Annotated in this window: 13 protein-coding genes; all 13 read left to right on the top strand. The window is 58.9% G+C overall.

Translation table 11 applies throughout. The features are described 5' to 3' along the window. A partial coding sequence (locus B2W52_RS08860; RefSeq protein WP_286802531.1) for a helix-turn-helix domain-containing protein occupies positions 1–240 on the top strand: 240 nt, incomplete at its 5' end. A 251-nt stretch (positions 241–491) separates the two neighbouring features. After that, complete coding sequence (gene fliE, locus B2W52_RS08855) at positions 492–860, top strand: flagellar hook-basal body complex protein FliE (protein ID WP_008173058.1); 369 nt, start codon at positions 492–494, stop codon at positions 858–860. Between the two features lie 15 nt (positions 861–875). Then, positions 876–2,585, top strand: coding sequence for a flagellar basal-body MS-ring/collar protein FliF (gene fliF, locus B2W52_RS08850; protein WP_008173059.1), 1,710 nt, complete (start codon positions 876–878; stop codon positions 2,583–2,585). Continuing rightward, a complete protein-coding gene (gene fliG, locus B2W52_RS08845) occupies positions 2,578–3,621 on the top strand; it encodes a flagellar motor switch protein FliG (protein ID WP_273071293.1) in 1,044 nt (347 codons plus the stop codon). The genes fliF and fliG overlap by 8 nt, the downstream gene beginning before the upstream one ends. Continuing rightward, complete coding sequence (locus B2W52_RS08840; RefSeq protein WP_273071295.1) at positions 3,621–4,514, top strand: flagellar assembly protein FliH; 894 nt, start codon at positions 3,621–3,623, stop codon at positions 4,512–4,514. The genes fliG and B2W52_RS08840 overlap by 1 nt, the downstream gene beginning before the upstream one ends. Continuing rightward, entirely contained in the window at positions 4,495–5,889 is a 1,395-nt protein-coding gene (gene fliI, locus B2W52_RS08835) for a flagellar protein export ATPase FliI (RefSeq protein ID WP_014577634.1), read from the top strand. The genes B2W52_RS08840 and fliI overlap by 20 nt, the downstream gene beginning before the upstream one ends. Then, positions 5,889–6,332, top strand: a complete 444-nt coding sequence (gene fliJ / locus B2W52_RS08830; protein ID WP_273071297.1) for a flagellar export protein FliJ — start codon at positions 5,889–5,891, stop codon at positions 6,330–6,332. The genes fliI and fliJ overlap by 1 nt, the downstream gene beginning before the upstream one ends. Before the next feature lie 122 nt (positions 6,333–6,454). Beyond that, positions 6,455–6,760 (top strand): STAS domain-containing protein, encoded by a 306-nt coding sequence (locus tag B2W52_RS08825; RefSeq protein WP_014577632.1) that lies wholly within the window; start codon positions 6,455–6,457, stop codon positions 6,758–6,760. Between the two features lie 24 nt (positions 6,761–6,784). Beyond that, entirely contained in the window at positions 6,785–8,542 is a 1,758-nt protein-coding gene (locus B2W52_RS08820; RefSeq protein ID WP_008173067.1) for a PP2C family protein-serine/threonine phosphatase, read from the top strand. After that, on the top strand, positions 8,535–8,882 hold the full coding sequence (locus tag B2W52_RS08815) for an Hpt domain-containing protein (protein WP_008173068.1): 348 nt from the start codon (positions 8,535–8,537) through the stop codon (positions 8,880–8,882). Before B2W52_RS08820 ends, B2W52_RS08815 begins: the two co-directional genes overlap by 8 nt. 153 nt (positions 8,883–9,035) lie before the next feature. Then, entirely contained in the window at positions 9,036–10,226 is a 1,191-nt protein-coding gene (locus B2W52_RS08810) for a flagellar hook-length control protein FliK (RefSeq protein ID WP_008173069.1), read from the top strand. 165 nt (positions 10,227–10,391) lie between these two features. Then, positions 10,392–10,901 carry a flagellar basal body-associated FliL family protein gene (locus B2W52_RS08805; protein ID WP_008173070.1) on the top strand — a complete coding sequence of 170 codons (510 nt, stop codon included), beginning with the start codon at positions 10,392–10,394 and terminating at the stop codon, positions 10,899–10,901. Positions 10,902–10,937: 36 nt separating this feature from the next. Continuing rightward, positions 10,938–11,301: flagellar motor switch protein FliM (locus B2W52_RS08800; RefSeq protein ID WP_476738521.1), on the top strand; the 364-nt coding region annotated here is incomplete at its 3' end.

Raw genomic sequence — 11,301 nt, 5'->3', positions numbered from 1 at the left:
GTTTCGTCCCTCGAGCAGTCCTGCGATGAACAGGACGGCGAACCGGAAGGCGCGGTTTCCCTGGGCGATGATCTGAGGCAGCAGGAATTCCGTATTATTATTCAGACACTCCGGAAAGAGCGTGGGCGTCGCAACAGGGCCGCAGAGCAATTGGGGATCAGCCCCCGGACGCTCAGGTACAAGCTGGCCCAGATGCGCGACGCCGGAATCGATCTGGACGCCGAGATGGCCTTGGTCTGACCCCCTGCAAGACGAACTCCTTCATTGGCACCCCTCGGGGTGCCGTTTTTTTATCTTCGATTCCCCATGCCGGTGGGGTCATCCTGCCCCTCGTCAAAAGTCCGTCATGGAACTTTCACGACTCCGTCCTTGGGTTCGTAACCTTCTGATATTTATATCTAAAATCTACTTGGCCTGCCAATTGCTTCACCGGAGCTAAGATTATCCCAAGAGCAATTCCGTCCCTGGGAGGGCGGAGCCAGGAGAGAGTTATGGTTCAGCGTGCCGACATCAACAGTGTTTTGTCCGATATCCGGTCCCTGCGTTCACAGATGATGCAGAACCAGCGGGTCGAGCAGGATCAATCGGTTCGTGGTCGCATAGACGGCCCTCGCCAGGTTCAGGAAACCCAGGAGACGCCCAGCTTCAATGACATGCTTAGCAACGCGGTGAACAACGTGAACGACCTCCAGAAAACGGCTGGGGATCTGCGAACCGCCTACGACATGGGCGATCCGAACGTAGACATCACCCGTGTGATGATTGCCGCCCAGAAATCCTCTGTCTCCTTCGAAGCGCTGACCCAGGTACGTAACCGGGTGGTTCGGGCCTACGAAGACATTATGAACATGCCGATCTGATAACGGAGCAGAGTCATGGCCAGCGTACCTGCAGAAACCAATGCCTCCAACATGCCCGCAGCCCGGGAGGGAGACGCGCCAGAGAGCCGTAGCGACCTGTTCATGGGGTTCAACCGGCTCAACCTGCTGCGCCAGATCGGGCTTATGGTGGGGCTTGCCGCCAGCGTGGCGCTGGGGCTGGCGGTCGTGCTCTGGGCTCAGGAGCCGAATTATCAGCCGGTGGTGGGTGATCTTTCATCCTACAATCCCCAGGATGTGACCACCATCCTCGAAAGCAACGGTATCGACTACAAGATGGATCCGCGCACCGGCGCATTACTGGTTCCCTCGGATCAGGTCTACAACGCCCGTTTGAAGCTGGCGGCCGAAGGTGTCACCGATCGTCAAACCATGGGCTACGAACTGCTGGACCAGGAACGTGGTCTCGGCACGTCGCAGTTTATGGAAACCATCTCATACCGGCGCGGGCTTGAGGGTGAGCTTGCCCGCACCGTTGCCAGCATGCGTGGCGTTCGGAATGCCCGTGTGCACCTGGCTATCCCGGAGCGCTCTGTCTTTGTTCGCGATGCCCGTGATCCCTCTGCCTCGGTGTTTCTTGAAGTTTTCGCTGGTCGCCGGCCGGAACAGGAACAGATCAACGCTATTGTGAATCTGGTTGCCGGCAGTGTTCCCATGATGAGCAAGGAACACGTAACCGTTGTCGATCAAAACGGCAATCTGTTGACGGGCAAGCAAAGTCAGAGCAGTGCGGATCAGATGGCGGACCAATACGAATACACCGCCAAAGTCGAGGAGCGTCTGACGCGTCGGGTTGCCTCTCTCATCGGACCTATCGTGGGTGATGGCCGCTATCGTGCCGAAGTGTCGGCGGATCTCGATTTCTCCTCGGTGGAGCAGGCAGAGGAATTGTTCAACCCCGAACAGCAGGCGGTGCGCAGTGAGCGTGAGCTGACCGAACGGCGCACTGCCGGCGCACAGGGCGGCATTCCCGGTGCGTTGGCAAACCAGCCGCCGGCTAATGCTACGGTGCCAGAGCAGGCTGCCGGCGGTGATGGTGAGCAGGCGGCGCCAGCACCGGTCAACGTGCGAAGTGAATCCACGCGGAATTATGAAATGGATCGTACTGTCAGCTACCGACGTCAGGAGCTGGGCAGAGTCAAGCGGGTGACCGTGGCTCTGGCGGTGGACGACATGAAAGTAGTGGATCCACAAACGGGCGAAGTCAGCTACGAGCCCTGGCCGGAGCAGGAGCTGCAGCGGCTCAGCATGCTGGTTCGGGACGCCGTGGGCTATTCAGCTGCCCGGGGTGACAGTGTTACGGTGATGAATACCGCATTTGCGCAGGAAGAATCCGTTGAATTCGAGGCTCCGGCCTTCTGGGAACAGCCCTGGTTCTGGGATCTGATGAAGCAAGTGCTCGCAGGCCTGGTGATTCTGGTGCTTGTGCTGGGGTTGCTGCGCCCAACGCTTAAAAGCCTGTCCGGCGGTGGCCAGCGGGAACGCGGCCTGGATTCCGGCTCCGGCAGTGGCGGTGGTTACGGGGGCCTTGATGACATCGAGGGTGGAGATGAGCTCCGCAAGGCCATGTCCGCCCAGGATGATCTGCTTTTGCCGGGTGCCACAGACGGTTATGATAGGCAGCTGAACGCATTGAAAGGGTTGATTGCCGAAGACCCGGCGCGGGTCGCACAGGTAATGCGCCAGTGGGTGAACGTCGATGACTGAGCAAGCCAATCAACAGGGTGGCGGTGAGCCATCAAAGCCGCAGCGGAAAATTCCGCGTGTGGAGCAGGCTGCGATTCTGCTCATGTCACTGGGCGAAGCGGATGCCGCAGAAATCCTCAAGCATATGGGCCCCAAAGAGGTCCAGCGTGTGGGCGTGGCCATGGCCCAGATGAAGGATGTCAGCAAGGACGAAGTGACCTACGTGATGAACCACTTTGTTGATGCCGTAGGCGGGCAGACCGGGCTTGGCGTAGGCAATGACGAGTACATCCGGACGATGCTCACCCAGGCGCTCGGCGACGACAAGGCATCCAGCCTGATCGATCGCATCCTGATTGGCGGCAATACCACCGGCCTCGATACTCTCAAGTGGATGGAGCCCCGGGCCGTTGGCGACATCATTCGCTACGAACACCCGCAAATCCAGGCCATTGTTATTTCCTACCTGGATCCGGATCAGGCCGCTGAAATTCTTGGCACCCTGGATGAGAAGGTCCGCCTTGATGTGATGATGCGTGTTGCGTCACTGGAGAGTATCCAGCCCCAGGCCTTGCAGGAACTCAACGATATCCTGGAGAAGCAGTTCTCGGGTGGCGCCGCCTCCCAGACCAGCCGCATTGGCGGGGTCAAGCGGGCAGCGGACATCATGAACTTCATGGATCGGAGCATCGAAGGCAATCTGATGGATTCCATAAAGGATATGGATCCGGACCTTGCCAGCACCATCGAAGACCTGATGTTCGTGTTCGATAACCTAAAGGAAGTGGACGACCGCGGAATCCAGGCGCTGTTGCGGGAAGTGTCCTCGGAAGTGCTGGTGGTGGCCCTCAAGGGCGCCGACGAGGAGGTTCAGAACAAGATCTTCAAGAACATGTCCAAACGCGCTGCGGAATTGCTGCAGGATGATCTTGAGGCCAAGGGGCCGGTCAAGGTCAGCGAAGTTGAATCCGCCCAGAAAGACATTATCACCATTGCACGCCGTATGGCCGAGGCCGGTGAAATCTCCCTCGGCGGTGCCGGCGAAGAAATGATGTGATGAAAGATTCCACCCGTGACGTCAATCGCATTCCCAAGGAACAGCTGACCGCCTATGAACGGTGGGAGCTGCCCCTGCTGGATGCCCGTGGCAATGAAGTAGCGCGGGAAGAGGAGCGCGAGGTCAAGCCCCTCACCGCCGCCGACATTGACGAGATTCGCGAGGCGGCCCGGGAAGACGGCTATAACGAGGGCCGGGAACAGGGTTACCAGGATGGCCTGAAGGCCGGCAAAGAGGAAGGCCACCAGGAGGGGCTGGAAACCGGCCTGGCAGAGGGCAGGGAGCAAGGCAAAAGTCAGGGCTACGACGATACCCGCAAGGAAATCGAGACCAAGCTTGACCGTCTCGAACATCTGCTCGGTGAGTTGCTGCTGCCGATCAAGCGCCACGAGGACGAACTTGAAACCTCTCTGGTCAACCTGACCACGGTTCTGGCCCGGGCGGTGGTCTATCGTGAACTGACCATCGACTCCTCCCAGATCCGTCACGTGGTTCGCCGCGCCATGGAGGCGCTACCCTCCACCGCGGAAAACATCCGCATCCATATAAACCCGGAAGACTGTGAAATGGTTCGCGAGGTGACCGCCCGCCTCGAAGCGTCCGCTTCCGTCATTGAAGACGCCAGTATTCTGCCCGGTGGCTGTAAGGTGGAAACCCGCCACAGCCTGGTGGATTTCACAGTTGAGAAACGTTTCCAGCGGGCCGTGCAGAGCATGCTGGACCAGCAGATGAGCGACAGTGAGGGCGGAGAAACCGAGGAACTGGACTCCATGATGGAAGACTTGACCGGTTTCCATCGGGACGTGCTGGATTCCCCGGAGACCGGGGATTCCTCAGACGATCCGAAGCCGGCGCAAAATACAGGTGACGGTGATGACCTCGAGCCTCGCTGATCGCCTCAACCGCTTTCAGGGGTTTCTGGGAAACGAGCCCGAGCCTGAACTTTCCGGCCGACTGACCCGCATGGTGGGCCTTACCCTCGAATGTGTCGGCTGCCCCATGGTGGTCGGTGACCGCTGTGTCATTTTTGGCCAGAACACCGGTAATGTTGAGGCGGAAGTGGTGGGCTTTGAGGACGACCGGGTGTATCTGATGCCCCTGACAGCAATCGAGGGGCTCAAGCCCGGTGCCAGGGTTGTGCCTCTGTCTGCCGCAAGCCGGGTGCCGGTTGGCCCCCAGCTGCTTGGCCGGGTGGTCGATGGCAGTGGCGAGCCCCTGGACGGAAAAGGCCCCTTGCAGGCCGAAGCCCGCGTGGCGCTCACCGGCGATATTATCAACCCGCTGAACCGCGCCCCGGTGCGGCAGTCGATGGATGTGGGTATACGGGCGATCAATGCGTTGATGACCGTCGGCCAGGGGCAGCGCCTGGGTCTGTTTGCCGGCAGTGGCGTGGGCAAGAGTATGTTGCTGGGCATGATGACCCGCTTTACCGATGCCGACATCACCGTGGTGGGCCTGATTGGTGAGCGGGGCCGCGAGGTAAAGGAGTTTATCGAAGACATCCTGGGCGAAGAGGGCCTTTCCCGCTCGGTGGTGGTGGCCGCGCCCGCGGACGATTCGCCACTGATGCGGTTGCGCGCCGCCATGCTGACCACCCGGATTGCCGAGTATTACCGGGATCAGGGCAAACGCGTGCTCCTGTTGATGGATTCCCTGACCCGTTACGCCCAGGCCCAGCGGGAAATTGCCCTGGCCGTGGGTGAGCCGCCGGCGACCAAAGGCTACCCGCCCTCGGTATTTGCCAAACTGCCCCAGTTGGTGGAGCGAACCGGCAATGGTCGCCCCGGAGGTGGTTCTATCACGGCGTTCTACACTGTACTAACCGAAGGCGATGACCAGCAGGATCCGATTGCAGACGCTGCCCGGGCGATTCTGGATGGCCACATCGTACTCTCCCGCCGGCTTGCCGAAGAGGGACACTACCCCGCCATTGATGTGGAAGCGTCGATCAGCCGGGTGATGCCGCAGGTAACCGAGACCGAACATTTTTCCAGGGCCCAGCGATTCAAGCAGGTGTACTCACGGTACCAGCAGGCCCGGGATCTGATCTCTGTGGGCGCTTACGTGAAGGGTTCCGATCCCGAGACCGATTTTGCCATCACTCACATCGGTAATATGCGCCAGTTCCTGCAGCAGGGCCTGAATGAGAGTGCACCACTGAAGGAAAGTGTTGACCAGTTGCTGGCGGTGGTGCCAGAGCGTCGATCCCCCGATCGGCGTAAGTCGGCCGTGCCGAATCCGGCAGCTGGCGGCGGAGGTGATGCCTGATGCTGCGTTCCCGGCGTCTGGAAGTGGTTCTTTCCCTGGAGGAGCGCAAGGAGCTGGAAGCCCTGGAGCGAATGGGAGAGGCCAGGAAGCTGGCGGAGCAGCAGCGCGAACAGGTCCAGAACCTGAATCGCTACCAGCAGGAGTACCGGGATCAGATTCGCAACAGCCAACAGGGGATTGTGCAGGTGTCCAGGCTCCAGGCGTGGCAGGCCTTTATTGCGCAACTGGATCAGGTAATCCGGCAGCAACAGACGCAGCTGGAGCAGGCGGAAAAGGTCTTCGAGGCGCGCAAAAAGGAATGGCAGCACGCCTGGGAGCGCCGGCGGGGCATGGAAAAATACATAGAAACCTGCCGCCAGCAGGAGCAGAGGGAGCAGGATCTCCGGGAACAGAAGCTTTCGGATGAGGCCGCGGGGCGGGCTTTTAACCAACGTCGACGCTGAATCTTGCTCCGCATCAAGCAAATACAGATGCAAAATCAGACCACTCAGCTATCCTTACCGGATGTAGGGCTGGTAGTACACGCCGGTCAAATGCTGCTCTTGATAGCCCGGGAGGTTTTGGAATGCCGATCCAGACGCGCCGCGATGATGACGGTCAGACTCTTGTTATCAGGATAGAGGGGCGTTTCGACTTCAGCACCCATCAGGCGTTCCGTGATGCCTACGAGCACGGTGATCCGAACATCCGGAATTACATTGTGGATCTGTCTGACACCACCTACCTGGATAGCTCGGCGCTGGGAATGCTGTTGTTACTCCGTGATTATGCCGGAGGTGACAGCGCAGGAATCGTCATCGAAAACTGCAATAACGATGTCCGTCGTATCCTTTCAATCTCCAATTTCGAGCAACTTTTCAATATCCGCTGATGCTCGCGGACTGCCGGAGTACTCATGGATGATTCCGTTGCAGAACATAGCCGTCCCCTGAGAATACTGATCGCTGACGATTCAGACAGCGATCGCCTGATCCTCAAAACACTGCTGAAGCGACTGGGGCACGAAGTCCTTGATGTGGCAAACGGGCTGGACGCGGTCTCTGTTTTCCAGCGGGAGGCGCCGGATCTGGTGCTGCTGGACGCCCTGATGCCGGTCATGGATGGCATGGAAGCGGCCCGTCAGATCAAGCTCCTGGCTGGCGAACGGCTGGTCCCCCTGATTTTCCTGACCTCCCTGTCTGAAGCCGGTGCCCTGGCCCGATGTCTGGAGGCCGGTGGCGATGACTTCCTGGGAAAGCCCTATAACCGGATCATCATTGAAGCCAAGATCAAGGCTTTCAACCGAATGCGATTGATGCACCGGACCCTCTCGGATCAGCGGGATCTCATTCGTGAGCGCAACCGACAACTTACCGAAGAGCAGGAAATCGCCAAACGGGTCTTCGATAACGTGGCTCATTCCGGCTGCCTGGATGCCTCCAATATTCGTTATCACGCTTCGCCCCTGTCCATTTTCAATGGTGATGTGTTGTTTGCCTCGCCCCGGCCGGCGGGCGGGATGCTGATCTTCATGGGGGATTTCACCGGCCATGGTCTGCCGGCTGCCATCGGCGCCATGCCTGTAGCCGAGATCTTCTACGGCATGGCCAATAAGGGTTTTAACGGCCAGGACGTGTTGCGCGAGATCAACCAGAAACTCAAACGGATTCTGCCGACGGGCATGTTCTGCTGTGGCGCCATGATTGAGGCGGATTTCAAACTTAATCAGTTGCAGATCTGGAACGGCGGTCTGCCGGATGGCTGGCTGATCCGGACCACCGGAGAACTCCTGGCATTGCCATCGCGGCATCTTCCCCTCGGTATCCTTGCACCAGATCAGTTCAATGCCGATTTCGAGAGGGTTGGTGCCGCCCCTGGCGACAGAGTGCTGATGATGACCGACGGCTTTCTGGAATCTGCCGACAGCGCCGGCAACGTGTTCGGTGAGCAGGGCGTTACCGGCACGCTTGACCGGCTGGACGATGGGGACCATCCGTTCGATGCCATGATGTCCGCGGTTCACCGGTTCACCGGCAACTTTGAGGATGGCGATGACCTGACGCTCTGTTGTCTGGAAATGATGGACGAGGCGGGGCTGGCTACCCTGCCAGATCGTGCCGCACCGTCTGCTCTTGCCGGGCCGGCGGAATGGCGCTGCAGCTATGAAATCCGGGAAAGGACCCTCGGAGAGTTCAGTCCCCTGCCTCTGTTGCTTCATATCTGTATGGAGGTGCCGGGTCTTCGACGGAAGAGCGGCGAAATCTATACCCTGCTGGCGGAACTCTACAACAACGCGCTGGAGCACGGTGTTCTGGAACTCCCGTCAGAATGGAAGCACTCACCGGAGGGCTTTGGCCGCTACTACGCGGAGCGCAATCGGCGCCTGGCCAACGTGGAGGGTCACTACATCCGGTTCACACTGCACCATTCCCTGAAACCGGATGGAGGTCGGCTTCGTGTTATCTGTGAGGACAGCGGCCAAGGGTTTGATTTTCACAATCATCCCAGCGTGGCCCCCGGTAATTCCCCAACCATGAGCGGGCGCTATGCAGGGCGGGGCCTGCTGCTGTTGAAACGTCTGGCGGAGACCATCAGGTTTCATGAACAGGGCAATCATGTTGAAATTGTCTACGATTGGCAGTTCGCCCGTACAGCGGAGAATCGAGATGACTGATAAACCACACCTGGACGAGGAGGCACTGGCTGAGCTTCGAGACGTCATGGAGGACGAATTCGAAGTGCTGATACAGACCTATGTTGCAGATTCCCGCGACAGGATTCGGGGATTGCAAGAAGCCCTGAGGGCTGACGATAGTGACGCCTTTGCCAAGACGGCCCATAGCTTCAAGGGCAGTTGTATCAATATTGGCGCCCCACGACTTGGCGATCTCTGCCTGAGGGCGGAAATCGCAGGAAAGGAATCCCGGCTGGACGATGCCTCGGGATTACTGGATGACATCGCCCGGGAATTCGAACAGGTAATCGCAGGCCTGGATGGCTTGATGGTGGGGTGAATCAGGTCTATTCAGGCCGTTTGTCAGGCGAAGCAGGTGTGCGCTGGCATCACAATTGCTTTGTCCTTCGCATTGAGTGGATTAACCGCCCATGCACCGGCCAAGTCCGGCAAGGTGAGGGCGACAATGCGATAAAAGCGGCAAGAGGTTGCCATGGCCCAGATGGTTCTTCCCCAAACCCCCGCGCCCGGGACGCAACAAGATCCCGGCCCGTCAAAATCCGGAGCCAGCCGAGATCCGGCTGACAGGAAAAGCGATTTCGACTCTGTCTCCCAGGCTGAGCAAAAGCGGCTCGATCGCCAGAAGGCGGATCGGGCCGCTGAGGCCAGATCTGCCGATGAATCCCGGGCGGCCCGGGACACACCTTCAGAGACGAAAACGGAAGCAAACGCGAACGCTGATCCAAAGGGTGGCGAAAAAGCCAACGCTGCCACGGATGCTGAATCACAGGACGCGGACTGGGCCGCTGTAGCAGGTGATGGCAAATCAGAGCCGACGGCGCTTCCCCTTACCTTTGTCGAGTTGCAGTCCTGGCTGAATCCAAAAGCCGGAGGTGCCGGTGAGTCCGCCATGTCAGCTACAATGCCGGGAGTCGGCGTCAATGCTGCCAACGGTGTTTCGGGCCAAGCGAATTCCGTTGCCGGATTGTTCAGTGGCCTTCTCACAGGGGCCTCGGGTCAGAAAGCTCAGTCCGGATCCGGCGGTGTTTCCGGCGATGCGACACTGACAGATGTCATGAAGGCCTCAGTGCTCACCGACTCCGGCCGCAATGCGGATTCCGGCTCGTTGATCAATTCTGGCCGCTTCCAGTCCGCCATGGATCTGGTGTCCCAGCAAGCGGCCAATAATGCCAATGGGGCAGCAAAACTGACGGCCGAGAACGCTGCGCCATTACGAGGTTATGCTACGTCCATTGATGTGCCGGTAGGCCATGCAGAGTGGGGCGACAAACTGGTGGGCAAGCTCAGCTGGCTGACTGCCCGTAACATGTCGGTTGCCGAAATCCACCTGACACCACCGGACATGGGCCCCATGGAGGTCAAGGTCCGGGTGCAGAACGAGCAGGCGAGTATTACGGTCCATTCGGCCAATCCCGTGGTCCGTGACCAGCTTGAACTGCATTCCCACCGGCTCAGGGATATGCTGGGTGAGCAGGGAATGTCGTTGGCAGGCTTCGATGTTTCCGATTCGCCTCGCCAGCAGACCGGCGAGCAGGGCACCGGAAACGATAATGGCTCCGGTGGCGGTTCGGCATCGCTGGTCGCTGGCGATCAGGACGATGAAGGCATCAGCTCCGGCAGCCTTGATCTCAGCTGGAAAGGCGAAGTAGACATCTTCGCCTGATACCCTTCGATATTCTCTTCCAATCTCCTTTGCCCATCCTTCCCGGCAACGCTAAACTGCTGTTCTGAACGGGAAGGTTGGGTGTTCTGGCCCGCCCTTTGCATCCAATCCTGAAAAGTCGCGGAAAATTGCTCCCCGTGACGGATTTCTGGCAAAGCGAACATTATGGCTGAAAATAACGAATCTGAAGCGGCTCCTGCCAAGAAGGGAAAACTGAAACTGATCATCATGCTGGTTGTGGTGGTGATCCTGGCCATTGTGCTGTCTGTGGTGGGTACCCTGTGGTTCCTGGGCGGCGGTCTTCCGGGCATGGGGGAGGAAGAGGGTGACGCAACCGAGGTTGCAGAGGAAACCTTTATTCCCAGCAGCTACTACCAGATGGAAAAAGCCATCGTTACCACGGTTCAGGCTGAGGGTCGCCAACGCTACGCCCAGGCTTATCTGGCGCTGGAGTCCACCGATCCACAGGCGCTTGAAGCTGCCAAGCTGCACATGCCTCTCATTCGAAGCCAGCTGGTGACAGTCCTTGGTAGCAGTAACTTCAACGAGCTGCAGACGCCCGAGGGCCGCAGTGGCCTGGCCGAGCGGATGCTAACCACGGTGAATCAGGTTCTGGAGCAGGAAGGCGAGCCCGCCATCAAACGGGTGTTATTCAGAAATTTTGTCGTGCAATAGCGCACGGGCCACGGTACTTCAGGGGCAGGACTACGTATGCAGGACTTGTTGTCACAGGATGAAATCGATGCCCTCCTCCACGGGGTGGATGACGGTGACATTGATACCTATGAAGAGACTGATGATACCGGTATAAAGTCCTACGACCTTGCCAGTCAGGACCGCATCGTTCGGGGCCGGATGCCGACCCTGGAAATGATCAACGAGCGCTTTGCCCGTTACACCCGCATCAGCCTGTTCAACCTGATGCGTCGCAACGCCGATGTCTCCACCGGCGGCGTCCAGATCATGAAGTTCGGCGAGTATATTCACACCCTCTACGTGCCCACCAGTCTCAACCTGTGTAAGGTTCGCCCGCTTCGTGGCACCTCCCTGTTCGTCCTGGATGCCAAGCTGGTGT

It is taken from the genome of Marinobacter sp. UBA2498 (assembly GCF_002341575.1).
GTDB classification, from domain to species: domain Bacteria; phylum Pseudomonadota; class Gammaproteobacteria; order Pseudomonadales; family Oleiphilaceae; genus Marinobacter; species Marinobacter manganoxydans.
Note: the sequence above shows the minus strand (reverse complement) of the source record. Positions and strands in the feature narration are given on the sequence as shown.